This is a genomic window from Pseudomonas sp. KBW05 (assembly GCF_003852405.1).
GTDB lineage: Bacteria > Pseudomonadota > Gammaproteobacteria > Pseudomonadales > Pseudomonadaceae > Aquipseudomonas.
The window spans coordinates 158,229-184,628 of record NZ_QAJM01000010.1 but is presented as its reverse complement, the minus strand read 5'-3'; the positions used below and the strand labels follow the sequence as shown (position 1 = coordinate 184,628).

Annotated in this window: 23 protein-coding genes; 21 read left to right on the top strand and 2 right to left on the bottom strand. The window is 62.3% G+C overall.

The window, feature by feature from the left end:
- Window positions 1–41: 41 nt before the first annotated feature.
- The 9 genes from DBR46_RS11585 (at window position 42) to DBR46_RS11545 (ending at window position 10,672) form a co-directional block, all read left to right on the top strand.
- Complete coding sequence (locus DBR46_RS11585; protein ID WP_124526292.1) at window positions 42–668, top strand: TonB family protein; 627 nt, start codon at window positions 42–44, stop codon at window positions 666–668.
- Between the two features lie 52 nt (window positions 669–720).
- On the top strand, window positions 721–1,641 hold the full coding sequence (locus DBR46_RS11580; protein WP_124526291.1) for a LysR family transcriptional regulator: 921 nt from the start codon (window positions 721–723) through the stop codon (window positions 1,639–1,641).
- A gap of 228 nt (window positions 1,642–1,869) precedes the next feature.
- Complete coding sequence (locus tag DBR46_RS11575) at window positions 1,870–3,405, top strand: MFS transporter (protein ID WP_124526290.1); 1,536 nt, start codon at window positions 1,870–1,872, stop codon at window positions 3,403–3,405.
- Between the two features lie 14 nt (window positions 3,406–3,419).
- Window positions 3,420–4,478 (top strand): HlyD family secretion protein, encoded by a 1,059-nt coding sequence (locus DBR46_RS11570; RefSeq protein WP_124526289.1) that lies wholly within the window; start codon window positions 3,420–3,422, stop codon window positions 4,476–4,478.
- Entirely contained in the window at window positions 4,475–5,920 is a 1,446-nt protein-coding gene (locus DBR46_RS11565; protein ID WP_124526288.1) for an efflux transporter outer membrane subunit, read from the top strand. The genes DBR46_RS11570 and DBR46_RS11565 overlap by 4 nt, the downstream gene beginning before the upstream one ends.
- 74 nt (window positions 5,921–5,994) lie before the next feature.
- Window positions 5,995–6,504, top strand: coding sequence for a sigma-70 family RNA polymerase sigma factor (locus DBR46_RS11560; protein ID WP_124526287.1), 510 nt, complete (start codon window positions 5,995–5,997; stop codon window positions 6,502–6,504).
- On the top strand, window positions 6,501–7,451 hold the full coding sequence (locus DBR46_RS11555; protein WP_124526286.1) for a FecR domain-containing protein: 951 nt from the start codon (window positions 6,501–6,503) through the stop codon (window positions 7,449–7,451). The genes DBR46_RS11560 and DBR46_RS11555 overlap by 4 nt, the downstream gene beginning before the upstream one ends.
- A 95-nt stretch (window positions 7,452–7,546) precedes the next feature.
- On the top strand, window positions 7,547–9,997 hold the full coding sequence (locus tag DBR46_RS11550) for a TonB-dependent siderophore receptor (protein ID WP_124526285.1): 2,451 nt from the start codon (window positions 7,547–7,549) through the stop codon (window positions 9,995–9,997).
- A 96-nt stretch (window positions 9,998–10,093) separates the two neighbouring features.
- Complete coding sequence (locus DBR46_RS11545) at window positions 10,094–10,672, top strand: hypothetical protein (protein WP_124526284.1); 579 nt, start codon at window positions 10,094–10,096, stop codon at window positions 10,670–10,672.
- 48 nt (window positions 10,673–10,720) lie between these two features.
- Here the strand turns inward: DBR46_RS11545 and DBR46_RS11540 are convergent, their stop codons facing one another.
- Both DBR46_RS11540 and DBR46_RS11535 read right to left on the bottom strand, forming a co-directional pair.
- The gene (locus DBR46_RS11540) at window positions 10,721–11,425 is read right to left on the bottom strand and encodes a DUF3142 domain-containing protein (protein ID WP_124526283.1); all 705 of its coding nucleotides are present in this window, start codon (window positions 11,423–11,425) and stop codon (window positions 10,721–10,723) included.
- Window positions 11,422–13,587: an outer membrane assembly lipoprotein YfiO gene (locus DBR46_RS11535; protein WP_124526282.1), complete on the bottom strand. Its 2,166-nt coding sequence runs from the start codon at window positions 13,585–13,587 to the stop codon at window positions 11,422–11,424. Before DBR46_RS11535 ends, DBR46_RS11540 begins: the two co-directional genes overlap by 4 nt.
- A 164-nt stretch (window positions 13,588–13,751) precedes the next feature.
- On the opposite strand from DBR46_RS11535, the gene DBR46_RS11530 reads away from it, so the two are divergent.
- From DBR46_RS11530 to DBR46_RS11475, 12 genes are all read left to right on the top strand, one after another.
- The gene (locus DBR46_RS11530; protein WP_124526281.1) at window positions 13,752–15,356 is read left to right on the top strand and encodes a glycosyltransferase family 39 protein; all 1,605 of its coding nucleotides are present in this window, start codon (window positions 13,752–13,754) and stop codon (window positions 15,354–15,356) included.
- A gap of 34 nt (window positions 15,357–15,390) precedes the next feature.
- Window positions 15,391–15,636, top strand: a complete 246-nt coding sequence (locus DBR46_RS11525) for a DUF2789 domain-containing protein (protein ID WP_124526280.1) — start codon at window positions 15,391–15,393, stop codon at window positions 15,634–15,636.
- A 101-nt stretch (window positions 15,637–15,737) separates the two neighbouring features.
- On the top strand, window positions 15,738–17,231 hold the full coding sequence (locus DBR46_RS11520) for a Fic family protein (protein WP_124526279.1): 1,494 nt from the start codon (window positions 15,738–15,740) through the stop codon (window positions 17,229–17,231).
- Window positions 17,232–17,305: 74 nt separating this feature from the next.
- Entirely contained in the window at window positions 17,306–17,959 is a 654-nt protein-coding gene (locus DBR46_RS11515) for a hypothetical protein (RefSeq protein ID WP_124526278.1), read from the top strand.
- A complete protein-coding gene (locus DBR46_RS11510) occupies window positions 17,956–18,372 on the top strand; it encodes a hypothetical protein (RefSeq protein ID WP_124526277.1) in 417 nt (138 codons plus the stop codon). The genes DBR46_RS11515 and DBR46_RS11510 overlap by 4 nt, the downstream gene beginning before the upstream one ends.
- A 378-nt stretch (window positions 18,373–18,750) precedes the next feature.
- The gene (locus DBR46_RS11505) at window positions 18,751–19,161 is read left to right on the top strand and encodes a MarR family winged helix-turn-helix transcriptional regulator (protein ID WP_124526276.1); all 411 of its coding nucleotides are present in this window, start codon (window positions 18,751–18,753) and stop codon (window positions 19,159–19,161) included.
- On the top strand, window positions 19,158–21,236 hold the full coding sequence (locus tag DBR46_RS11500; protein WP_124526275.1) for an FUSC family protein: 2,079 nt from the start codon (window positions 19,158–19,160) through the stop codon (window positions 21,234–21,236). Before DBR46_RS11505 ends, DBR46_RS11500 begins: the two co-directional genes overlap by 4 nt.
- A complete protein-coding gene (locus DBR46_RS11495) occupies window positions 21,233–21,442 on the top strand; it encodes a DUF1656 domain-containing protein (RefSeq protein ID WP_010214247.1) in 210 nt (69 codons plus the stop codon). The genes DBR46_RS11500 and DBR46_RS11495 overlap by 4 nt, the downstream gene beginning before the upstream one ends.
- The gene (locus DBR46_RS11490) at window positions 21,439–22,311 is read left to right on the top strand and encodes an efflux RND transporter periplasmic adaptor subunit (RefSeq protein ID WP_124526274.1); all 873 of its coding nucleotides are present in this window, start codon (window positions 21,439–21,441) and stop codon (window positions 22,309–22,311) included. Before DBR46_RS11495 ends, DBR46_RS11490 begins: the two co-directional genes overlap by 4 nt.
- Window positions 22,308–23,750: an efflux transporter outer membrane subunit gene (locus DBR46_RS11485; RefSeq protein WP_124526273.1), complete on the top strand. Its 1,443-nt coding sequence runs from the start codon at window positions 22,308–22,310 to the stop codon at window positions 23,748–23,750. The genes DBR46_RS11490 and DBR46_RS11485 overlap by 4 nt, the downstream gene beginning before the upstream one ends.
- A gap of 81 nt (window positions 23,751–23,831) precedes the next feature.
- A complete protein-coding gene (locus tag DBR46_RS11480) occupies window positions 23,832–24,464 on the top strand; it encodes an NADH:ubiquinone oxidoreductase subunit N (RefSeq protein WP_124526272.1) in 633 nt (210 codons plus the stop codon).
- A 147-nt stretch (window positions 24,465–24,611) separates the two neighbouring features.
- Window positions 24,612–26,108, top strand: a complete 1,497-nt coding sequence (locus DBR46_RS11475; protein WP_026137108.1) for a YdgA family protein — start codon at window positions 24,612–24,614, stop codon at window positions 26,106–26,108.
- The last annotated feature ends 292 nt before the right edge of the window (window positions 26,109–26,400 follow it).

Genomic DNA, 26,400 nt, shown 5'->3' with positions numbered 1-26,400 from the left:
TACGATGGCGTCGAGCGGCTCTGGTAAAAGGATTTACGAACATGCGCTTTTTTGTCTTGGCGGCGGCCTTGTTGTTATCGACCTCGGCGTTGGCGGAGTTTGTGCCCGAAGCCGTGTCCATGCCCAAACCGGTTTATCCCGCATCGTTGACCAATACCCAGGGGCATGCGCGCATCAGCCTGAACATCCACAACGACGGTTCGGTCAGCGATGTAAAAGCGCTCTCTGCCACCCGCCCCGAGTTCGGCGTAGCGGCGGTGGAGGGCGCGCAGCAGTGGCGCTTCAAACCCTGGACGGTGACGGCCGAGCGGCTGGCCGTGCTGGAGGCGCAGAACGACATGATTTTCACGCCGGAGCCGCCGAGGAAGGAATCCGAACAGCTGACCTTCACTCAAACGACCTATCAATCCTGCAGCGCGTTGAACGAAGAAGTTGTCCAGTTCCGGCGCGATCATCCCTCCCGTCCGCTCATCCAGATGAAGAGCTTTGCCATCACCCGTGTCGCGGTAATGTTCCCGGCGTTAAGCGGTAAAAGCGACTACAACGAAAGCCTGGTCCAGGCCGACGAGTTGGAAAACGCCCTACCGGAGATCGTGAAAAAGTGTCAGGCGAATCCCACAGCCACCTACGCCAAATACCTGCCCCGCAACCTGCGGCGCTACCTGTAAAGCCTGCTACGATTGCGCGCAATTCACTCCCCACGAATCACGAGTGCTTGGCATGCAACTACCGGACATGAACCTGCTGGTCGCCCTCGACGCCTTGCTCGACGAGGGCAGCGTCGTCGGCGCCGCGCGCCGCATGAACCTCAGCCCGGCGGCCATGAGCCGCACCCTCACGCGGATTCGCGAGGCGGTGGGCGACCCGATCCTGGTGCGTGCTGGTCGCGGCCTGGTGCCGACGCCCAAGGCGTTGCAACTGCAAGCCCAGGTGCGCAACGTGGTGGAGCAGGCGGCGCTGGTGTTTCGCTCGGCGGACCAGGTAGACCTGAGCACCTTGCGCCGTCGTTTCAGCGTGCGCGCCAATGACTTTTTCATCGGCGTGTACGGCGGCCGCCTGTTTGACACCATGGAGCGCATGGCCCCGCTGTGCGAGCTGTGCTTCGTGCCCGAAGGCGACACCGACGACGAAGCGCTGCGCGAAGGACGCCTGGACCTGCGGGTGAGCAACACCATGCCCAGCAGCCCGGAGGTGAAGGTGCAGAACCTGTTTTCCACCACCTTTGTCGGCCTGGCGCGGGAAGACCACCCCCTGTTTGATGACGACATCACCGCCGCGCGCTTTGCCAGCTATTCCCACATCAGCATCTCGCGGCGCGGCATTGCCCGAGGGCCGATTGATACCGCGTTGAACGCCCAAGGCCTGGAGCGCCGCGTGGCGATGATCGCACCGGGGTTTCATGGCGCGATGTTCATGCTGCCCGACTCCGACCTGATCCTGCCGGTGCCCAAGGAAGCGCTCTACAGCGCCAACCGCCTCAAGTTGCCACTGCGCGCGTTTGCCCTGCCGATCTCCCTGCCGACGCTGGTGTTGGCGCAATCCTGGCACCCGCGCTTCGACAAAGACCCGGCACATAGGTGGCTGCGCGAGACGATGCGCGAAAGCTGCCACGCCACGTGGCTAGAAGCCCAACCGGCCTAAATGTGGGAGCGGGCTTGCTCGCGAAGGCGGTGGATCAGTCATACATGTGCTGACTGACACTCCGCTTTCGCGAGCAAGCCCGCTCCCACACAAGCCCATTCCAACAGGAATTCATGTTGGGGTTTAGGATTGCGTCTGGTGCACTTATAAGCTTCCGACATGTAACTTTTTGTCATGTGTGTGCCTGATTAAACTGCTCGGGTATTTCCCATTCCGAGTTATCCGTTCATGACTTCCCTCGCTGCCCCCGCACTCCAGGCCGCAGCCAAACCCATCGCCATCAGCCCGCCCGTCTTCGGCCCGCGCATCATCATCGGCCTGGTCGGCGTGTTGCTGGCGGTGCTGGTGTCCGGCCTCAACGAGATGGTCACCAAGGTCGCCCTCGCCGACATCCGTGGCGCGCTGTACATCGGCTTTGATGAAGGCACCTGGCTGGTCGCTGCCTACACCGCCACCTCCGTCGCGGCCATGGCGTTTGCACCCTGGTGTTCGGTGACGTTTTCCCTGCGCCGCTTCACCCTGTGCGCCATTGGCCTGTTCACCTTGTTGGGCATCCTGTGTCCGTTCGCGCCGAATTATGAAAGCCTGTTGCTGCTGCGCACCGTGCAAGGCCTGGCCGGTGGCGCGCTGCCGCCGATGCTGATGACCGTGGCGCTGCGTTTCCTGCCGGCCAACGTCAAGCTGTACGGCCTGGCCGGCTACGCGCTCACCGCCACCTTCGGCCCGAGCCTCGGCACGCCGTTGGCGGCGTTGTGGACCGAATACGTCGGCTGGCAATGGGCGTTCTGGCAGATCGTCGCGCCGTGCCTATTGGCGATGGCCGCCGTGGCCTACGGCCTGCCGCAAGACCCACTGCGCCTGGAGCGCTTCAAGCAATTCAACTGGCGCGGCCTGCTGCTGGGGTTCCCGGCGATCTGCATGCTGGTGATCGGCATCCTCCAAGGCAATCGCCTGGACTGGTTCGAGTCGGGGCTGATCACCTTCCTGCTCAGCGGCGGTACGGTTTTGCTGGTGCTGTTCATGATGAATGAATGGTCGCACCCGATGCCGTTCTTCAAGCTGCAAATGCTCGGCCTGCGCAACCTGGCGTTTGCCCTGATCGTGTTGGCCGGCGTGCTGATGGTGCTGACCTCGGTGATTATCATCCCGTCGAGTTTTCTCGCTCAGGTGCAAGGCTATCGCCCACTGCAAACCGCGCCGGTGATGCTGCTGATGGCGCTGCCGCAATTGATCGCGCTGCCGCTGGTAGCGGCGTTGTGCAACTTGCGTTGGGTCGATTGTCGCTGGGTGCTGGGCATCGGGCTGGGCATGCTGGTGCTGTGCTGCGTGGGCAGTGCGCATCTCACGTCTGAATGGATTCGCGACGATTTCTACGGCCTGTACCTGCTGCAAATCTTCGGGCAGCCGATGGCGGTGTTGCCGTTGCTGATGCTCTCCACCGGCAGCATCCAACCCACCGACGGGCCGTTCGCCTCGGCCTGGTTCAACACCGTCAAAGGCCTGGCCGCCGTGATCGCCACTGGCGTGATCGACACGCTGACCACCCAGCGCCTGCACTTCCACTCGACCATGTTGGTGGACCGCCTGGGCAATTCGCCCCTGGCCGACGGCGACGCGCCGGGCCTGGCGCACCGCCTGCACGAGCAGGCCGTGGTGCTGACTTCTTCGGATCTGTATTACGTCATGGCCGCGGTCGCGGTGGCGTTGATCCTGCTGATTTTCTGGATGCCCACGCGGATCTTTCCGCCGCGCGCACCGACTTGATTAAAGGACTGTTCATGAAACGCAAAGACAAAATTGCCGTCACCGTTATCGCCGTATTTGCCGTCGGCATGCTGGTGTACCTGGTTGCACCGGGCGTGCTCGGCAGCAAGCGCCAGACCACCAACGACGCCTTCGTCGCCGCCGACTTCACCCTGGTGGCGCCGCGTGTGGCCGGCTTTATCAAGGAAGTGCTGGTCGAGGACAACCAGCGCGTCAAGGCTGGGCAACTGCTGGCGCTGATCGACGACCGCGACTTTCGTGCCGCCGCCCAAGCCGCCGACGCCGATACCCTGGTCGCCCGCGCCCAACTGAAAAACGCCAGCGCCACCCTGGAGCGCCAAAGCTCGGTGATCGCCCAGGCCCAGGCCACCGTCGCCGCCGACCGCGCCGAAATGGCCTTCGCCGAACACGAACTGAACCGCTACAACCACCTCGCCGGTGTCGGTGCGGGCACTGTGCAGAACGCCCAGCAGGCCAAGACCCGCATCGACCAGGCCACCGCGCGCCTGGCCAACGCCACGGCGGTGCTCGCGGCCGAACGCAAGCAGGTGGAAATCCTCAGCGCCCAGCGCGATGCCGCCGAAGGCGGACTCAAACGCGCCCAGGCCGCGCTGGAAATGGCCAGCTATCAACTGTCGTACACGCGCATCGTTGCGCCGGTGGACGGCATGGTCGGCGAGCGTGCGGTGCGCGTCGGCGCCTATGTGACGCCGGGCAGCAAGATCCTCGCGGTGGTGCCGTTGGCCGAGGCCTACGTGGTGGCCAATTTCCAGGAAACCCAGCTCTCCCATATGCACGCCGGCCAAGCCGTGCAAGTGCGCGTCGATAGCCTCGATGGCGAGTTGCTCAACGGCCATCTGGAAAGCCTCGCGCCGGCGACCGGGGTGACGTTTGCTGCGGTCAAGCCGGACAACGCCACCGGCAACTTCACCAAGGTGGTGCAGCGCATTCCGGTGAAGATCGTGCTGGAGCCGGGCCAGGCGCTGACCGAACGCCTGCGCGTCGGCATGTCGGTGGAAGCCAGCGTCGATACGCAACCGGTGGCGCAGCAGCGTGAGGTGGCCCAGCAATGAAACGAGTCGCCTGGCTCACCTTGAGCCTTATCAGCCTGAGCGCCTGCACCGTCGGCCCGGATTTCCACAAACCCCAGAGCGCGTCAGCCACGCAATGGAGCGCGCCCCAAGGTCGCCAGGCCGCCAGCCGCGCCGTCAGCGATCCGTTGCAAGAACGTTGGTGGGACGTGTTCCACGACGCGCAGCTCTCGGCCCTGACCCGTCGAGCGCTCACCGACAACCTCGACCTGAAACTCGCCAGCAGTCGCCTGCAACAAAGCCGCGCGGTGCGCCAGGTAACCACCGCCGAGCGTTACCCCAACGTCGATGCGACAGGTGCTTACCAGCGCAAGCGCAACAGCGGCAAAGGCTTGAGCGACCCATCCGGCGAGAACGGCCGTGCCGCGTTCAACCAGTGGGATGCGGGCTTCTCGGCATCCTGGGAGCTGGATTTCTGGGGCCGCGTCAAACGCGAAACCGAAGCCGCCGATGCCACCTTGCAAGTCGCCGAAAACGACCGCCGCGCGGTGCTGCTCGCGGTGCTCGCTGAAACCGCCCAGGACTACATCCAACTGCGCGGCGTGCAAAACACCCGCGCCGTCACCGAGCAAAACCTCGACGTGGCGCGCCACAGCCTCAAGCTCTCGCAACTGCGTCTGGCCGACGGCGTGGCGACCGACCTGGACGTGGCCGAAGCCGCCGCCCAAGTCGCGACCATCGAAGCGCGCCTGCCGGATTTGCAGCAGCGCCAGGACCAACTGATCAACGCCCTGAGCCTGCTGATGGGCGAGCCGCCGCAAGCGCTGCACGCGCAACTGTCCAAAGACGCCGGCGTGCCGCAAACCCAGCGCCAGGTCGCCATTGGCCTGCCGTCGGAGCTGGCCGAACGGCGCCCGGATATCCGTCAGGCCGAAGCGCGCTTGCACGCGGCCACCGCGAATATTGGCGTGGCCAAGGGCGATTTCTACCCGCGCATCACCTTGTCCGGCAGCCTGGGTTCCCAGGCCATGCAATTGGCGGATTTCGGCTCGTGGGGCTCACGCGCCTTTGCCTTTGGCCCGCAGTTCAGCCTGCCGCTGTTCAATGGCGGGCGCCTCGAAGGCATGTTGAACCTGCGCGAAGCCCAGCAACAGGAAGCGGCGCTGGCGTACCAGCAAACCGTGCTGCGCGCCTGGCATGAGATCGACGACCAGCTGACCCGCTACAACGCCAGCCAACTACGCCGCGACAGCCTGGCCGAAGCGGTGCGGCAGAACCAGATCGCGCTGGTCACGGCGCAACACCAGTACGTCGAAGGCGTGGTGGACTTCGTCAACGTCCTCACCGTGCAAGGCGCGCTGCTGGCCACGCAAGAGCAGTGGGTGGAAAGCTCCACCGGCGTGTCCCTGGCCATGGTTGGCCTGTACAAAGCGTTGGGCGGTGGCTGGGAATCGGTGTATCCGCTGCACACCGCCGGGCGTTAAGTACAAAGAGTTTTTGTCAGTCGCGAAATAAACTGTAATGATAATTGCTCTCAATAGTGTATCTGAGCTTTTTCATGGACAGCGCGACTGACGGCCAGCAACAGCTTCACCTCCTGTACCGCGACCATCACGGTTGGCTGCAAGGCTGGCTGCGCAAACGCCTGGGCGACCGTGAGCACGCCGCCGACGTGGCCCAGGACACCTTCCTGCGCCTGCTGGTGTCGGGGCGCTTTCCCGGTGACAAGGAAAGCCGCAGCTACCTGGTGCAGATCGCCCGCAACCTGGTGATCGACCAATGGCGGCGCCTGCGCATCGAGCGCGCGTACCTGGACAGCATCGCGCACCTGCCGGAGCCGGAGTCGCCGTCCCTGGAAACCCGCGCGCTGATCCTCGAAACCCTGATGCAGATCGACGCCATGCTCGACCGCATGCCCGACAACGTGCGCCGTGCCTTCCTGCTGTCGCAGTTCGAAGGCCTGAGCTACGCGCAGATCGCCGAGCGCCTGGGGGTGAGCCTCAGCTCGGTGCAGAAGTACATGACCCGCGCCATCGTCGCCTGCTACCAAGTGGCCTACGCCGAATGAGACACGACGCGCCCATCGCCCCGGCCGTTGTCGAGCAAGCCAGCGAATGGCTGATGCTGCAATGGGGCGGCGACCTGCAGGTTGAGCAACGCCAGGCGTTTGCCCAGTGGCAGGCCGCCGACCCGGAGCACCGCCGCGCCTGGCAACGCTTGCAGCACTTGCAACAAACCCTCGGCGGCGTGCCCGCCGACAGTGCTCGCGCGGTGTTGCGCGACACCCCGGACCCCCAGCGCCGCGCTGCCCTCAAGCTGCTCGGCCTGTTGTTGCTGGCCGGCGGCAGCAGCTACCTGGTGCAGCGCAGCGAACCCTGGCAAGCGGCGTTCGCCGAGCATCGCACCGCCACCGGTGAAATCCGTCATGTCACCCTCAGCGACGGCACGCGCCTGGACCTCAACAGCGACAGCGCGGTGGACCTGCGCTTCAGCGCCAGCGAACGGCGCATCCGCCTGATCCGTGGCGAGATTTTGTTGACCAGCGGCCACGACCCTTCGCGCCCGCTGATCGTCGAAACCCCGGCCGGTGATGTGCAGGCGCTGGGCACCCGTTTTGCCGTGCGCGAATTGGCCGACGGCAGCCGCGTCGATCTGTACGAAGGCCGCTTGCGCATAACCCCGCTGCACGGCGCGGCGGTGCAGATGAAGGCTGGCGACAGCCTGTGGTTCAACCCCCGGCAAAGCTCGGCGCTGACGGCGGTGGATGCCAATAGCAGTAGTTGGACCGAGCACCGCCTGATCGCCGAGCGCCAGCCGCTGGGTGAGTTCGTCGCGCAACTGAGCCGCTATCGTCCCGGGTTGCTGCGCTGTGATCAGGCGGTGTCCGGGCTGTTGCTGACCGGCGTGTTTCCGCTGGACGACACGGACGCCATCCTCGCCGCGCTGCAGCGCTCGCTGCCGGTGCAGGTGCAGGCGGTCACGCGCTACTGGGTGACGATCAAGGCGCGGGTCTGAAAAAAATTTTTTACAAAGCACTTGTCGGTTTCTGCAGGCCGCTCGGGATACCTCTTGAAAGCCAATCAAGAAGCGATCTCACGGGGAGTCCTGCAATGCCGCACCACCAGATCCAACCCTTGGCCCGCGCCCTGCGCCGTGGCTTGTTTGTCGGCCTGCTGGCGACGGTGCCCCTGGCGCCGAGCCTGGTGCAAGCCGCCGAAAGCGCCGAAACGCAACGCGCCTATAACATCCCGGCGGGCAACCTCGACCAGGCGTTGAACCGCTTCGCCAGCGCCTCGGGGATTTTGCTCTCGGTGGACGCTTCGCTCACCGAGGGCAAGCGCAGCGCCGGCCTGCAAGGGCGTTACGCGGTGGGTGCCGGGTTGGAGCGCTTGCTGGCCGGCAGTGGGTTGGTGGCGGTGCAGGCCCAGGGCGGTTGGTCATTGCAGGCGATTTCCGGCGGCGGCCCGTTGCAATTGGGCGCCACCCAGATCAGCGGCGAGCAGGCCCAGGAAAGCGCTTGGGGCCCGGTGGACGGCATCGTCGCCACACGCAGCGCCTCGGGGAGCAAGACCGACTCGGCGCTGGTGGAAATTCCCCAGACCATCAACGTGATCAGCGCCGCCGAGATCAAGGCGCGCGGTGCGCAGAGTGTCACCCAGGCGTTGCTCTACACGCCGGGCATGGCGGCTGGCGGCTTTGCCGACCGGGTCAAATTGTTCGACGAACCGACCTCGCGCGGCTTCTCGCCGACGCCGCTGTACCTTGATGGTTTGCACCTGCCTTACGGCGGCGGCAGCACGGGCGGTGCGTTGCAGATCGAGCCGTATTCCCTGGAGCGTATCGAAGTGCTCAAGGGCCCGGCCTCGGTGTTGTACGGGCAGAACCAGCCGGGCGGCATCGTCAATATGGTCAGCAAACGCCCCAGCGAAACCCCGGTGCATCAAGTGGTGCTGGAAGCCGGCACCTACGAGCACAAAAGCGCGGCCATCGACCTCGGCGGCCCACTGGATGAACAAGGGCAGTTTCTCTATCGCCTGACGGGCTTGTTCAGCGACGGCCAGGACGAAATCAACTACGTCGAAAACAAACGCCAGTTCATCGCCCCCAGCCTCACCTGGCGGCCCAACGATGACACCAGCGTGACCCTGTTCGCCCAGTACCAGAAAGACAAAGGTGTGCCCGAAGCCCAAGGCCTGCCGGCGTCCGGCACGTTGTGGGCGAACCCCAACGGCAAGATCAAGCGCGACCTGTTTATTGGCGAGCCGGGCGTCAACCAGTACAACCGCGAGCAGTACGTGCTGGGCTACGAGGTTTCCCATCGCCTCAACGACACCTGGACGCTCAAGCAAAACGCCCGCTACGCCGAGGTCGACGGCCGCTATACCGCGCCGTTGCACGGCTACGCCTTCATCGCCAACCCGGCCACCGGTGTGCAGGACCAACGCTACCTGCAACGCTACGCGGTGGACTGGGCGCAGAACAACAAAGTGTTTGGCGTCGACAGCATCGCCCAGGCTGAATTCGACACCGGCGCGCTGGCCCATACGATGATTTTCGGCCTGGATTACTACCATTCCGGCTCGCTGTTCCACGGCCTGTACGACCGTACAGCGCCGGCGATCGACCTGTTCAAGCCGGTCTACGGCCAGCGCATCGACTACCGCCAGCCGTACCGCTGGGACCGCACCCTGAGCCAGACCGGCCTGTATGTGCAGGACCAGATCAAATGGGACAAATGGGCGCTGGTGCTCGGCGGCCGTTATGACTGGGCCAGCGTGGTCAACAAGGAGCCGATGCAGGGCACCCGCTTCGCCAGCAAGGACGAAGCCTTCACTGGCCGCGCGGGTTTGGTGTACCTGTTCGATAACGGCCTGGCGCCGTTTGTCAGCTACTCCGAATCCTTCCTGCCGCTGACCGGCACCAATGCCGATCACAAGCCCTTCGACCCCTCTACTGGCAAGCAATATGAAGTCGGCGTGAAGTACCAGCCACCGGGCCAGAAGAGCTTCGTGCAGGCGTCGGTCTACCAGCTTGACCAGGAAAACGTGATCAACACCAAACCCGGCGACACCTACAGCACCCAGAGCGGCGCCATGCGCTCACGCGGCGTGGAGCTGGAAGCCAAGGCTGTCCTCAGCGACGCCTGGGACATCATCGCCTCGGCCGCGCGCAACGACATCAAGTACACCAAGGATGAAGAGGGCCGCCAAGGTCGCCACCCGGCTGGCATCTCGCCGCTCACCGCTTCGATGTGGGTCAATTACACCGTGGTCGGCGACACCCCGCTGGCCGGCCTCGGCGCAGGCCTGGGCGTGCGTTACGCGCGGCAAAGCCTGGGCGATTACTACGAGGGTGCTTTCAGCGTGCCGTCGTACAGCGTTTACGACGCCAGCCTGAGCTACGACCTGAGCCGTTCGCCGCTGAAACTCAAGGGCGTGAAACTGGCGCTGAACGTGCAGAACCTCACCAACAAAACCTACGTGTCGCAGTGCACCAGTGATCTGGATTGCTACTACGGCGAAGGGCGTACGGCGGTGTCGAGTTTGACGTACGACTGGTAAGTAATCCTTCGTAGGAGCGTTCTTGATTTTGTGGGCACAGAAGGCATTGCCGGTTTTGGGCATTAGCCTTCAGGCCCCAATCAAGGACGTGATTCAATGTTTATCGATAATCCCTACGCTCCCCCGCGTGCCAATCTACGTCATCCGGCTGTGCCTCAGCCCACGTTTTTTGTGGTTTCATCGCGCAAATTGGTGCTCATGGTTGTGTTGTCCCAAGGTCTGTACCTCGTTTATTGGAGCTACAAGCATTGGGCCAATTACCGCCAGGCAAGTGGTGCTCGAATTTGGCCATGGGCGCGTGGTCTGTTTGCGGTGTTTTTCTACTATTCACTGGCGATGAAAATCAGGCAAAAACTTGCGTTGACTGACGCGCGCCACCGCTGGTGGCCTAGGTGCCTGGCCCTCGCGCTGACGGCGAGCGCGCTGCTACCGCAGGCAATCACTTGGCTGGTTGAACCCATGACGGCGCTGAAGCTCAGCTTCTGCCTGTTGATCCTCGACGCCGCCTTGGCGGTTCAGATCCAGCACGCGGTCAATCTCGCCGAGGATGACGCCGACGGTGATGCAAACGGCCGACTTACCTGGGCGAATGGGCTCTGGATACTCATCGGAATGGGAGTGTTTGGCTTGACCTTTGCCTGGACGCTGCAACCGCCTGAGTGGTATCACCCCTAGCGTGACGCTCCACGCCAGTGTTTGTAGGCACTGGCGTTCGCTAAGCCTTCAACGATTCTGCAAAAACACCACATACCCCCGAAACCACTCACTCCCCTTCAAATACTCCGGCTCCTCCCACACCCCACCCTGAATCAGTCCCACCTTGAACGGCAGCCCCATGCGATTCATCCTGGGCAAATACGCCGCGTAGTCCGCAATGCTGTGGCGCCCTTGATAGGTCTGCACCACCACTTCATCCACCACGCCTTTGAGTTGGGCGATAGCAGCCGGGTCGGCGTTGCTGCTCCAGTCCATCAGGCCGGTGATACTCAGGCGCAAATCGGCCGGCAGGCGTTGGCGCAGGTGGCGCAGAAAATCAGCATATTCGTGCAGGTATTGGGTGCGGGCGTCGAAGTCGATCTGGATACCGACCACGGGGTTACCGGCGTCGCGCCAGCGTTGCACCTGGCCCAGCACTTGGCTGTAGACCGCCTCGGGCCAGTGCAGGGTGTGGGCGCGGTAGACCACCCAGATGTCGCCGTGGGTCAGGCGTGGTATGCCGATGCCCTGGGCGATGAGCTGCACGCCGCGTTGGGGCGCGCGGCGGGTGGAGTTGATCTGGCCCTGGAGGATGTACAGGGTGTTGGCCTGTTTGAGGACTGGCTGGGGCGCGACGCCGCTCCACAGCCAGAAGGCGTCGTAGTCGCGGGCGTCCACCGCGCCGAACACCGGGCTTGCGAGGAGCAGCAAGCCGAGCCATAGGTGCTTCACCAGTAGTACTGCGCCGATTTGCCCCACTGGGTGTCGGCGAAACTGCTTTTGAGCTGGCGGAACCAGGCTTTGCGCACCGCCGGTGTCACGTCCTGGCCGCCGCAGCTGTTGTAGCCGGCCGGTGCGTAGCAGTTGACCGCCCGAAACAGCGCGTAGGCCTTGTCGTTCTTCGGCGCCTTGGCGTCGCCGATCACCTGTTTGTAGCCGTCCAGGCGCGAGAAGGTTTCGCCCTTGAAGTCCGACGCGCTGCTGCCCAGGCTGCCGGCGGCGCGGGCCTGTTCCAGTGGCATGCCGTCGAGGTTGTTACGCAGGATGAACTCACCGAGGCAGTTCAAGCCCTGTGGGTTTTTTGCGTCGGCCTGCAAGGTCGCGGCGGTTTGCGCGATGCTGGGGCAGGCGTAGCCGGATTCGGCTTTGTCGCCGTTCCACTGGAACAACCGCAAGGTCTGGCTGGCGTTGTAGACGTAGCCCAGGCTGGTGCCGAGCTTGTCCTCGGGGGCCGGCGTCGGCAGTTGCTTGAGGTCTTCGGCGAAGCTGGCGAACTGGCCGCGCAGCAGGTTTTTGTAGAGCAGCACAAATTGTGCGGTCTCGCGTTCCAGCGGGTCGCTGGCCTGGGCGAGTTGTTGGCGCAGCAAGTCAGGCCCGGCGACGTTGCGCAGCAAGATGTAGCGCACCTGCTTGGCGCTGATCGGCGAGTCGGCGGCAAACACCTTCGCCAATTGGCCGCTGCGCTCGTAGTGCAGGGCCAGGGCCAGCTCCAACTGGTCGCGTTGCAGCGGTTGTTTGGCCAGCGGCAGCAGTTGCAGCCACAGGGTCTCGGCGGCCTTCCAGTCCTTTTTATCTTCCAGCGCCAGTGCGCGCAGGGTCTGTTGGCTGAAGGCGAAATAATCCAGGCTCGACGGCACGTCCTTGGGCAGGTGCTGCAAGGCGCTGTCGGGTTGATGCTCGACGTACAGCGCGTACGCCGCGAGCAGGTAGTCGTACAATGCGGGCTCATTGGCAAACACGGCTTTGCGCTGGGCGAGGTCGTCGCGGGTCAGTGTCGGCGGGTTGTGGGCGCGCATCCGCATCAGGTCGCTGACCAGTTGAATCATCGGCGTGTCGATCGGCCCGCCGGTCACCGACAGCAGCTTCACGTCGGCTTCTTCCACCAGTTCATCCACCGACACATTGCGCTGCGCCTCGGTGGCTTGGGTCAGCCCCCAGGCGTAGGCGTCGGCGAGCTTGACGTTGTCGTCCGCCAGCCAATAAACACGCCGCAGCAGACCACGGGCAGAAGCGGTGTAGGCGCCCTGTGGATAAGTTTTCAGGTAGTTGCCAAAACCCTGCTCGGCAGCGGCCAGCGCAGACTTATCCACACGCTCGAGGTTGGGCACACCGTATTCATCGTAGGTGTTGGCCTGGGCCTGGTTCAGCGCGGTGCGGGCGGTCATGTACAGCGCGGTTTCCTTCAGCCATGGCGAGCTGGCGCTGGCGAGCGCCGAGAAGCCACGTTCGGCCTCGGCAAAACGGCCGCTGTAGAAGTCGGCGGCAGCTTGCAGGTACGTGCGAAACAGCTGGCCGTCGCTGGACTGGATCTGCTGCGGGTCGGCGATGACCGGGCCATCCCAGGTGCAGGCGCCCAGCAGTTGCAGGCGGGATTGCGCCAGAAGCTGGCGCTCGGCCGCTGGCATGTCGGCCTTGACCACTTGGCGGATAAACGCGGTGGCGCTGTCATCGTCGTTGCTGCGGCAGCGGCTGCCTTCGCCGTTGAGGAAGGCTTCACCGGCGGTTTTGTACTCTTCGCGCTTGATGCCCAGGGGTTCCAGCAGGGTGTCGAGTTCGGCGGTGGGGGAATCGTCGGAGTCGGGTTGCGTCTCGCCGCTGCCGACCGGGGTCAGGCGATACACCGCAAATGGCACGGGGCCAAAACCCTGGGCCAGGTCATCTTCGTTCAAGGCGTTGGGCGTCAGCGCCACGGTTTTTTTGTCGGCCAGCAACAGGCGCAGGTTGACGCGGCTGTCGTTGCCCGGGCTCAGGAAAGGCAGGTTGTTGCACGTGTCGAGGCTGTCACGCGAGACCCGCCAATCGGGGTAGCAAGAGTCGTCGGAGCTGGCCAGTGCCGGCAGGGAAGTGCTGGCCAACAGAGCCAGTGCCAGAGGTGACAGTAAACCGATGCGCATGACGTGTCCTTGATCCTGAGTCCTTGGAGGGAGGCAATCATAGCCTGATCTCACAAAAGCTTCGGTGAAGGCCTACGCAAATCATTGATTTGTCCGATACCAGCAGCGAGCTGCGGGCTTTTGTCCTAGAGTGGCGGTGTTTGCGCAGTGGCAGGGGAATCGAGGTGCGTCGGTCTGTGGTAGAGCAAAACGAAAAGGTCGCGGCGTTGCCCGCCTATAGTCGCCTCACGTGGGAGCGCGCCGGCTGGATCAGCCGCCTGTGGTGGGTGCCGATAGTGGCGTTGGCCATGGCGGTGCGGTTTTATCAACTGACGGCCGCGGCGATCTGGGGCGACGAGGGGTCCAGCCTGCTGCTCAGTGAGTACGCGGTGGGTGACCTGTGGTTTCACGCGGCCCACGATGTGCATCCGCCGCTGTATTTCTTGATCTTGCGCGGCTGGATCGAGCTGTTCGGCGACAGCATCGGGTCCATTCGCAGCATGAGTGCGATCCCCGGCGTAGTCGCCGTGGGCCTGGGTATCTGGCTGACGCGGCAACTGTCCACCCGGCGCGCTGCGGTGCTGGCGGGAGTATTGTTGGCGCTGCTGCCGACGGCGGTGCGCTACAGCCAGGAAGTGCGCATGTATTCGCTGCTTGCCGTGTGGCTGCTGGGCGCGACGTTGGCGCTGGTGTACTGGGTACGCAACCCCGAGCGCACGCGTTATCTGGCGATGTATGTTGTGTTGATGAGCGCCGGTTTCTATACCCATTACTTCACCGCGCTGTGTGTGCTGGTGCATTGGGCCTACCTGGGCGTGCTGTGGCGTACCCAGCCGCGCGGCCAGCGTCTACTGGCGCGCCCGGCCTGGTGGTTGAGCAACAGCGTGATCGTGTTGCTGTACCTGCCTTGGCTGCCAAACCTGCTGGACCTGGTGCAGCACGTCGAACAACTCAAAGTGGGCGGCGACATTGGCTGGGAAGACCCGGTTGGCCTGCTGTCCCTGCCATCGATGATCTGGCAGTTCGTGCTGCAGGATGAGGGCGTTGGCTTCTGGGCGCCGCTGTTTTGGGCCTTCCCGATGCTGTTGGCGGGCATTGTTGGCGTCACCGTCTGGCGCGACCGCGAGCACTATCGGCCGGCCAGCCTACTGGCCCTGTTTTTGCTGGTGCCGCTGCTGCTGGTGTACGGCGTGTCGTTTGTTTCCCCGGTGTTTATCGAGCGCTACCTCACGGTGTATGCCTTGGGCTTGCCGATCCTCGTGGCCCTGGCCATCGACCGCCTGCCGTCGCGCCTGGCCTGGCTGGGGGCGGCGTTGTTCGTGCTGTTTGTCGGGGTAGAACTGGTGGGGTTGAAGAACAACTTCACTGTTGATGAACACGACCAGTTCAACGTGCCCGTGGAATTCGTCAACCGCAATTATCAGGAAGACGACCGCATCGTCCTCAGCGACATGATGTGGTACCTGAGCTACGTGTATTACGACCAGACCGACGCGCAATTGCAGCTCTACACCCCACCCAAGCCTGACGGCACGCCCACCCGGCCCAACGCCTATGGCTTCGGCACCCTGGTGGACCAGGACGGCGGGCGTATCTACCTTGACCGTCTGTCGGCATTGCCCGCCGAGACCCGCCGCGTGTGGCTGATCAGCAGCAACGAGGCTCCGGACGACTTTGCGCCCTTGCCAGAAGGCTGGCGCGAACTCAGTCGCCAGGACGGCGGCGGTGCGCGGGCGCGTTTGTTTGTGTTGTGCAACGTCGCGTCAGCGCAACCCGAGGGTTGCCGCTAGACTCGGTCTGACTTTCATTGATCAGGGACTCACCATGGAACCGCCTGTGCACGACCTGCCTGCATTGTTCAAGCAACTTGGCCTGCCGGATGACCCGGTCAGCATTGACCAGTTTGTGGCCGTTCATTCGCCGCTCAAACCGGAGTTGGAATTGGCCGATGCGTTTTTCTGGACACCCAGCCAAAGTGCATTTTTGCGTGAAGAAAAACGCAAGGACGCGGATTGGGCTGAGGTGGTGGATGAGTTGGATGTGTTGTTGCGTAAGGGGCGTGGGGTGTAAAAAAATATCCGACAAAATGCGCTTATGTAAAAAAAAATGGTGAGCGGTAAAAAAATCTGGGCTTTAATCGGTTCAGTGAATCTTTTCCTGGGACGCTCACCTTGGCCACAGTCGGATATGCCCATCTCTGTGAGGCACTGGATTTAAAAGTCATCGCACCCAATCGTGTCGCGATGATCAAGCCCGTAACCAGAATCACCTTGATCGGCAACTGCCTTGCTGTCCCTCCTGCTGTCGCGCCTGCGCAACACGCCTTGTTTGACCATGTGCTGTTCGCGCTCAAGCATGAAGGCGTCAACCTCGCCGTACTCGCCCAGGTATTTGAAAAGCTTGGCCCAGAGCCGCTTCTGGCTGGGCTGGCAGCCGCTCCGAATGGGGCGTTTATCCGAAAAGCCTGTTTTTTATGGGAAGCCTTAACGGGGCAGACGCTCGATTACGCGGCGCCTGTTCGGGGGCGCGTCGTAGCCTTATTCGATCCCGCCCGGTATGTAACCGGCCCGAGCATCCGCAATAGCCGTTGGCGAATCGATTTCAATGGCCTGGGCTCTTTGCATTACTGCGCGACCGTGGAGCGAACGCCCGAGTTGGATGCGTTGCTGGCGCTTGACGTGTTGCGCCGCGCCAAAGTCTTCATGGCCACCCTGCCACCCGAAATGATGGACCGCGCGACCCAGTGGGCTTACCTCCATGAGACCCGCGACTCGTTCGCCATCGAAAAAGAGCAGCCCAGCGAAGAAAAATCCCGTCGCTTCGTTCAGTTGCTACGCCAGGCCCACGAAGGCCGCTTGCTGACTGAGGATTATCTGGTCGAACTGCAAAACAGCACCGTCTTCAATCCCTTCGATAAAGCCGCCGCATTTCGCCACGAACAAAATCATCTGCACAACGGCCTGCGCGGCGCGGCGGGTGTCAGCTACGTGCCGCCGGCGCCTGAGTTGTGTCACGAGCTGATGGAAGAGTTGATGGCCTTTGCCAATCAGCCTGTGCGGGAGGTTGATCCTCTCGTCGCTGCGGCCGTTACCGCGTTTGGTTTTGTATTTTTGCATCCCTTCATGGACGGCAATGGGCGACTGTCGCGCTTCCTGATCCACCAAACGCTGTGCCACTACGGCGCCTTGGAAAACGGCTTGCTGTTGCCGGTTTCCGTGGCGATGAAACACGAAGAGCCTGCCTATCTGGAGGCGCTAAAAGCCTTCTCCCAGCCGACACGAGACTTCTGGAACGTCACCTGGCTGGACGGCGAGCAAATGGCCTTCGACTTCATCGGCCACCCCTCGATCTACCGCTATTGGGACGCCACCCGCTGCGTCGAATTCACCCTGAAAATGGCCCACCGCGCCCTCGAAGTGGAGTTGCGTGAAGAAACCGAATTTCTCGACCGTTATGACCGCGTGATCAAGGCGGTCAATCAGCGTTTTGACGTGCGTGGCAGTGATTTGTCGAAGCTGGTGATGATGTGCCTGGATAACGAGGGCAAGGTTTCCAGGCACCGCAGAAAGCAGTTTCAGTACAGCGTGGCGGAGGAGGTGTTTGAGTTTATCGAGGAGGAGGCGGGACGGGCTCTGTGTGAACTTGGGAAATCTCCTATCGACTAAGGGGAAGTGGACGATGGTGGCCAGTGTGAGGAGCCCGCTATTAACAGGCGCTGACTTCCCTTTCTGGACACATCATGAAGCGTCTGATCCCACGTGCCGACATTGAAAAATATGACCTCACGAAAATCGAAAGTCCTTATTTTTCCAGGATAGAAGTGAGGGCGTTCTTCCGTGCCCCCTATACGTTGCCTGGGCTGTGCGAGCTGCTGAGGGAGTGCAATATTTCTCCAGTGTGCGGTGTCGCAGAAAAAGATCAGCGGCGCGTTCTGGAAAAACTGGCAGAGGGTGAATGGTTGTTTGTGATGGAACGTCCCTTTCTCTCATTAAGCCGAGAGTGTCGCGTCAAGTACGGCCATCTTATGGGCCGCCGACTCTATGTCGGGCCAGGTAAATGGGAGAAGGTCAGCATCGATTATGACGGCGTGAAAAACACTGCGATTCTTGCAGCCAATCGGCTGGTTTCCGCGGGCGATGAGGGACGGTTGTTTTTATCGGATGGGAAGGACTTTGCGAACACCACCAGGGTCATGACCCAGCGATGGATAAGGCTTGATGGTCGCGATGAGCAGCTTATCCAACGGTCTGTCGAGCGTCGATATGGGGAGTTGCGGCATATAAAACAGCGTTATCTGGAGGGTGATGACAACTGGCAGGTAGGCGGTAAATCGTGGCACTGGCAGCCAGTGACGCCAGATGTGGCCTACGAATACAAGGACGCAGGGCAATGACACGCAAGCAGGTCTTTTGGTTTTGGGGGGCTATGGATGCCTTGTTTCTAGCCCGATATGCCCTGAACAGTGCAATAGGGGGAAGGGTCCCCTACTTAAGCGATGTCGAAAGTGCTTTATGGCTGCTGCGTGAACATAACGTTGTGCAGCTTTACCTATTCGGCTTCGCCATGTTGTTGCAAATTTCCATAGTCATTTCTTGTCTGTTGTTCTTTTTCGGTCGTGAAACGGTGAAGTGGGTTGTTTATGTGCAAACCCCCATGCGACTGGCTTTTATTGTCCCCTCTGTTTCGTTGTTGCTAGTAGGTGCCCAGTTCGTCCCCAGCTACAACCCGGTGTGGCTGGCCGTATTAGTGGTTATCTCCGAGGCACTAAAAGTCTGGAGCGTATGGCGCTGGAGCAAAACCGGGTAGCCTGAGCCACGACCCTGACAGCCAGCACGGATCTAAAGTGTGGGAGGGGACAGACCTTCATGCCAGTCAGCCCAAGGCGAACTCTGTACCTGTGGCGAGGGAGCTTGCTCCCGCTGGGCCGCGAAGCGGCCCCTACTCTTTGTTCAAAGCCTGGGACTGCTGCGCAGTCCAACGGGAGCAAGCTCCCTCGCCACAGGTTACTTTTTGTTCTTTCCAGTTCTTGAATGACTGGCATTAGGGAAGCCCATCCCGATTTTTTCCATTCATACGCGAAATTGTTTCAAAACTTGACGGCCTCCCGTTCATCCACCATATTGATAGTTAGCAAACTAACTGTATGCGAACTATCCAGTGCCTCAATCCCTCGAACAACTCCAGATGAACCTCAGCAGCAGCATGGTGGTGGGCGCCCGTAACTGGCGCAAAATCTGCCAGACCACGCTGGTGAGCTACGGTATTTCCGAAGCCTGCGCCGTGCCGCTGTTGATGATCGGCCGCCTGGGCGACGGTGTGCATCAGGTAAAAGTAGCCCAGGCGTCGGGGATGGAAAGCCCGTCGCTGGTGCGCCTGCTCGATCAGTTGTGCAACGGCGGCTACGTGTGCCGCACCGAAGATATCCACGACCGCCGTGCCAAGGCGTTGAGCCTCACCGAACGGGGCCGTGAACTGGTGCAAGCGGTGGAAGTGCAACTGGTGCGCCTGCGCAAGGAAGTCCTCGCCGACATCGCGCCCGACGACATGGCCGCCGCCTTGCGCGTGCTGCGCGCCTTTGAGGCGGCAACCCTTTGAACGGATTCTTCAGCGGCTTTCCGCCGGCCCGCGACTGGTTCTACGGTGTGCGCACTTTCGCCGCCTCGATGATCGCGCTGTACATCGCCATGCTCATGCAAATGCCGCGTCCGTATTGGGCGATGGCCACCGTGTATATCGTCTCCAGCCCGTTTGTCGGCCCCACCAGTTCCAAGGCGCTGTACCGCGCCATCGGCACCTTGATGGGCGCGGCGGCGGCGGTGTTTTTTGTGCCGATGTTTGTGCAGTCGCCCTATGTGCTGGTGGTGGTGATTGCCTTGTGGACAGGCATTTTGCTGTTCCTTTCCATGCACCTGCGCACTGCGAATAACTACGCGTTGATGCTGGCTGGCTACACCTTGCCGTTGATCGCCCTGCCGGTGGTGGATAATCCGCTGGCCGTGTGGGATGTGGCCGAAGCACGTACCGAAGAGATCTTCCTCGGTATCGCCGTGGCGGCGGTGGTCGGCGCGATGTTCTGGCCACGGCGCCTGATGCCGGTGTTCGATGGCTCGGTGAGCAAGTGGTTTGCCGACGCCCAGGTCTACAGCCAGCGCTTTCTGACGCGCAACGTCACGCCGGAAGAAGTCAGCAGCTTGCGCGGCGGCATGGTCGCCACCTTCAACACCCTGGAATTGATGATCGGCCAGTTGCCCCACGAAGGCGCGCGGCCGCAGACGGTGCGCAATACCAAGGAACTGCGCGGGCGCATGATCCACCTGTTGCCGGTGGTGGAGGAACTCGACGATGCGCTGTATGCCGTTGAGCAGCGGGCGCCGCAGTATCTCGATCAATTGACGCCCCTGTTGGAAGCCACCAACCAGTGGCTGCAAAGCAGCGCAGAAAACCCCTCGATGGACAGTTGGCGCGCCCTGCGTGATCAGGTCGAAGCCCTGCAACCCCAAGGCGAAGCGCTGGACGAACGCCACACTTTATTGTTCTCCAACGCCCTGTACCGCCTCGGCGAATGGATCGACCTGTGGCAAGACTGCCGCAGCCTGCAAGCCGCCATCGCCTGCGAAAGCCAGGTCACCTGGCGCGCCGTATACCGTCACTGGCGCCTGGGCCGGCTCACGCCGTTCCTCGACCGTGGCCTGATGTTCTACTCGGCGTTTTCCACTGTCACCGCGATCATCGTCGCCTCGGTGCTGTGGATTCTATTGGGCTGGACCGACGGCGGCAGCGCCGTGATCCTGGCCGCCGTGGCGTGCAGCTTTTTCGCCTCGATGGACGACCCCGCGCCGCAGATCTACCGGTTCTTTTTCTGGACGGCGATGTCAGTGCTGTTCGCCAGCCTCTATCTGTTTCTGGTCCTGCCCAACCTGCACGATTTCCCGATGCTGGTGCTGGCGTTTGCCGTGCCGTTTATCTGCATCGGCACGCTCACGGTGCAGCCGCGCTTTTACCTGGGCATGTTGCTGACGCTGGTGAACACCTCGTCGTTCATCAGCATCCAGGGGGCCTATGATGCGGACTTCCTCAACTTCGCCAACGTCAACCTGGCCGGGCCCGTGGGCCTGTTGTTTGCCTTTGTGTGGACGCTGATTGCGCGGCCCTTCGGCGCCGAACTGGCGGCCAAGCGCCTGACCCGTTTCAGCTGGCACGACATCGTCGGCATGACCGAACCGGCAACCCTCAACGAACACCGCCACCTCGCCGCGCAAATGCTCGACCGCCTGATGCAGCACCTGCCGCGCCTGGCGATCATCGGCCACGACACCGGCGTCGCCCTGCGCGACTTGCGGGTGGCACTGAACCTGCTCGACCTGCTGGCCTACTCGCCACGCATCCTCGGCGTGCCACGGGTGCTGCTCAACCAGGTGGTCGAAGGCGTCGGCGGTTACTTCAAGGCCTGCCTCAAGGCCGGTGAACGCTTGCCCGCGCCGAGCGGTCTGCTGATGACCCTCGACCGCACGCGCCGCGCCCTCAACGGCCAAGGCCTGCAAGACGAAGACGACACCCGCGTGCACCTGCTGCACGCGCTGGCCGGCCTGCGCCTGGCGCTGTTGCCTGGCGTGGAATTCATTGGCGGCACCGAGCAGGAAGCGCCGCTACCCGATGGAGCGCCTTTATGATCGGTGATCTGGATATCAGCGGGGTGTTCCTGCCCACGCTGCTGGTGCTGATGGGCATTACGTACGTGTTGTTTCTGGTGGTGCACGGGTTGTTGACCCGGCTCCACTTCTACCGCCTGGTCTGGCACCGGGCATTGTTCAACGTGGGGCTCTACGCGCTGTTGCTGGGCGCGGTGGACTCACTCAGTCGATACCTGATGACATGAAAAAACCCTTTTTGACCATCGGCCGTGTAGTCCTCACGTTGTTGATCGTGACCTTTGCGGTCGTCGTGGTGTGGCGCATGGTCATGTACTACATGTTTGCGCCCTGGACCCGTGACGGGCACATCCGTGCCGACATCGTGCAGATCGCCCCCGACGTGTCCGGGCTGATCCAGCAAGTCGACGTGCGCGACAACCAATTGGTGACCAAGGGCCAGGTGCTCTTCGCCGTGGACCAGGACCGCTTCAAGCTGGCCCTGCGCCAAGCCCAGGCCGCCGTGGCCGACCGCCAGGAAACCCTGGCCCAGGCCAGCCGCGAATACAAACGCAACCGTGGCCTGGGTAACCTGGTGCCAAGCGAGCAACTGGAAGAAAGCCAGTCCCGCGTGGCCCGAGCACAATCGGCCCTGGCCGAAGCCCAAGTGACGGTGGATTCGGCTCAGCTCAACCTCGACCGCTCGGTGATCCGCAGCCCGGTGGACGGTTACGTCAACGACCGTGCGCCGCGCAACCAGGAGTTCGTCACCGCCGGGCGCCCGGTGTTGTCGGTGGTGGACAGCAATTCCTTTCACATCGACGGCTACTTCGAAGAAACCAAGCTCGACGGTATCCACGTCGGCATGGCGGTGGATATTCGCGTGGTCGGCGACAACGCCCGCCTGCGCGGGCATGTGCAGAGCATCGTCGCCGGGATCGAAGACCGTGACCGCAGCAGCGGCGCCAACCTGTTGCCCAACGTCAACCCGGCGTTCAGCTGGGTGCGCCTGGCCCAGCGCATTCCCGTGCGCATCGCGTTTGACGAGGTGCCGGCGGACTTCCGCATGATCGCCGGGCGTACCGCCACCGTGTCGATCATTGGAGACAAGCCATGAAGCAACGGCTGGCCATTGCCGCGCTGGGGCTGATGCTGTCGGCCTGCCAGGCGGTGGGCCCGGACTACACGCTGCCGGACGAGGCCGCGGTCAAACGCGGCGACCTGCAAGGGCAGATCGCGGGCGAGGGCAGCAACGTGGTGTCGGCGCCGGTGCCGGCAGATTGGTGGAAGCTGTACAACGACCCGCGCCTGGATGAACTGGTGCGCCAGGCCATGGCCTCCAACACCGATTTGCGCGTGGCCGCCGCCAACCTGCAACGCTCGCGTTATCAGGTGCAACAGGCCGAATCCGCCGGCGGTTGGAATGCCGGTGTGAAGGCCGAGGCCCAGCGCTTGCAGGAATCCGGCGAGGCGTTTTTGCTCGCGGACAAAGTCCCGGTAGCGAATATCGGCAGCGTTGGCATCAGCACTTCGTACCAGTTCGACCTGTGGGGCACCTTGCAACGCGGCATCGAAAGCGCCCAGGCCAGTGCCGACGCCGCCCAGGCCGCCGCCGATATTGCGCGCATCACCCTGGTGGCGGATGTGGTGCGCTCCTACACCCAGGTGTGCGCGGCCAACGAAGAATTGGCGATTGCCAATGAATCCCTCGAGCTGCAAGGCCAGAGCACCAAGCTCACCCAACGTCTGCGTGACGCCGGGCGTGGCGATGAAACCCAGGTGACTCGCTCGCAAACCCAGTACAAATCCCTGCGCGCCGACATGCCGCGCTATGAAGCCGCGCGCCAGGCCGGTTTGTTCCGCCTGTCGATGCTGCTGGCCAAACCGCTGGACCAATTGCCAGAGGGCACCAGCACCTGCGCCGAGCTGCCGCATATCGCCCAGTTGTTGCCGGTAGGCGACGGCGCCGCGCTGCTCAAGCGCCGCCCCGATGTGCGCCAGGCCGAGCGCCAACTGGCCGCCGCCACCGCGCGCATCGGCGTGGCCACCGGTGCGCTGTACCCGGACATCAGCATTGGCGCCACGGTGGGCACCGTCGGCATTCTCGATAACCTCGGCACCGCGCCCACCAACCGCTGGGGTTTTGGCCCGCTGATCAGTTGGACCGTGCCGACCAACGGCGCCCGCGCCCGCATCCACGAAGCCGAAGCCGCGACCCAGGGCGCCCTGGCGCATTTCGACGGCGTGGTGCTCAACGCCATCCGCGAAACCCAGACCGGCCTGGCCCAATACACCGCGCAACTGCAGCGTCGCGACGCCCTGAACGAAGCCGGCGAGTCGGCCAAGGAAGCGGCGGACCAGACCCACCGCTTCTTCCAGGCCGGCCGCGCCTCGTTCCTCGCCGACCTGCAAGCCACGCGCACCTACACCGATGTGCGCGCACAACTGGCGGCGGCGAACACCCAGGTTGCCATGAGCCAGATCGACTTGTTCCTGGCCTTGGGCGGTGGTTGGGAAAGCGGACGAACGCAAGCTGCGCAGGCCAGCAAACCCTGAGCTTATAGCTATGCTTTGTCAGGTGAGTCGCCGTGACGATTCACCTGACACTGCTCGCGTTTGCTCATGGGGATTCCAATAATGAAAAACCCTTATGCTCCCGCTTTCTGGTGCGTGTTCTTCGCACTGGTGTTGTTATCGGCTGCCTACTTCTACGGGGTCATGCTCGCTCACCAAATCGACAAGGCCATGGTGTTTCTCGACAGCGCCTGCCTGGTGATCGGCACCTTGTCCATTGGCGTGGTGGCCTGGGCGTCCTACCAGAACCATCGGATCAAACGCCGGCTGCTCGAACAGGGCAAGACCCGTGTGGCGATCTGGGACACCAAGGTTGCGCTGCGCCGCGTCGAAACTGTGTTCGACCGCTATTTCTGGGGCAGCTACTGGCAACCGGGGCGCACCTTCCAGGAAGTCATGGGCGAACTCACCGGCACGCCTCTGGAAAAAAGCCTCGAAGCCTTGAAAAAACAGTGCGTGGCGTTGGATCAGCAAGTTGCCGACGGTAGGCATTGGCTGAATAACGCGCGGGAATTGTCCGACGTCGCCACGCAAATGGCCCGTGAGCGCTACCAACTCGACTTCTGTGACCCCAAGGCCGACACCCCGGGTAACGCCGTGATACACCGCGAGTTTGAGGTGCTGGTGTACACCTGGACGGCGCGGTTGAAGAGTTTCGATCACCAGCTCGACGAGATTGAATCGGAATATTCGTGAACCATCTGCTGACCTGACCCCTCTGAAAAGCTGGGCCGTTCGCGGCCGCCAGTGCTAATCTTCCCCCGCTTTTGGCGGGCTTGAGCCAACCCCTTCGGGGTTCAAGGAAGACAGCCCACTTCTCACAGGATTTGATCAGGTCACTTCATGAATAAGCCAGCCGTAGTTCTTTTGGGTTTTGTCGTCGCTGTAGGCGCTGTCAGTGCAGGCGGCGCCTGGTACACCGGCAAGCAGCTGGAACCGGTGCTGCAAACGGCGGTGCAGGACGCCAACAAGGAACTGCAACGTTCCATGGCCGGCGTCGATGGGCGTCTGGACCTGGAGCTGGTGTCCCTGGACCGTGGCCTGTTCAGCAGCACCGCGCACTATCGTCTCAAGGCCCAGGGTTCGTTCTTCGGTGAGCAGAACCCGAACCCGGAATTGCTCTTCGTCGACCATATCGAGCACGGCCCGCTGCCGTTCTCGCGCCTGGTGTCGCTGAAGTGGCTGCCGGTCATGGCCACCAGTCACTACTCGCTGGAAAAGAACCCGACCACCGAAAAATGGTTCGCCGCTGCCAAAGATGTGTCGCCGCTCAAGGGCGTGGCCAATATCGGCTACAACCGTTCGGTCAGCGGCAATTTCGAGCTGCTGCCGCTGGAGTTCAAGGACGACAAGTCCTCGGCCAGCTTCTCCGGCCTTAACCTGGACTTCGACAGCAGCGCCGAAGGCAAGAAGGTCAAGGTCAACGGCTACATGAACAGCCTCAAGCTGACCGCCGTCGATGGCGACGGCACGCCCTTCGCGGCCGACCTGGCCGGCCTGACTGTGGCCAGCAACCTGGAAAAATCCACCTTCGGCTTCTACACCGGGCAGAACACCGTTGAGCTGACCGACACCAAGCTGACCGTCGGCCCGCAACAAACCGTGCTGACCCTCAAGGGCTTCGAGCAGAAAGACACCAGCGCCGTCAAAGACAACACCATGGACGGCCGCGTCGACTACAAGATCGACGAGATCGGCTACCAGGGCAAACCGGTGGGCTCCGCCGCCATGGCCGTGAGCGTGAAGAACATCGACGTGCCGTCGGGCCTGTTGCTGACCAAGCTGTACCAGGACAAGATGCAGCCGGTGCAAGCCGCTGCCGCTGCGGGTCAACCCGTGCCGGAACTGCAACTGACCGAAGCCGAACAAACCCTCGCGGAAGCCAACGTCAACCAGTTGCTGGCGGCCAAACCGCAAGTGGCCCTGGAAAACCTGTCGCTGAAAACCACCCACGGCGAAAGCAAGTTCAACCTGATCCTGGACCTGACCAAACCATCGTCCATGGAGCTGCCACCGGTTGAACTGGGCAAGCAGATCATCGCCTTGCTGGATGCCAACCTGACCCTGTCCAAGCCCATGATCAGCGACATTGCTGCCCTGCAAGCCCAGGCCGGTGGCGTGACCGACCCGAAAGCCATCGAGCAGCAATCGCAGATGGCGGCCGAAATGGTCAGTGGCATGGCGGTCGGCACCCAACTGGCGACCCTGGTTGGCAACGACGTCGTTTCCAAGCTGCACTACGCCAACAATGAAGTGACCTTCAACGGCCAGAAGATGACCGTGGAACAATTCATTGGCTTCGTCTTGGCCAAAGCCGGTGCCATGAGCGGCGCGCAGTAAAGATTCTGCCTTCACCCAGAAATAAATAATGGGGGAGTGGAAGTGCCTGTGATCAGGGTCAAACAATCGACGTTCAGGTTGATTGAAGCCCCGTTATCGTTGGCAAGTCCGCTCCCCCATTCGTATTTCAGATTCGCTGCCAATTCTGAACAATTGTTCTGAATTGGGCTTTCCCCTACTTTCTTAAGGGATAGTTCCTACAGGAAAGCTAGGTCGGGTCACGAGACGCCGACACCCTGATGCAAATTGCTCAGGACCACCTATCGTTACAGCTTTCCGTGTGTAAGGAAGC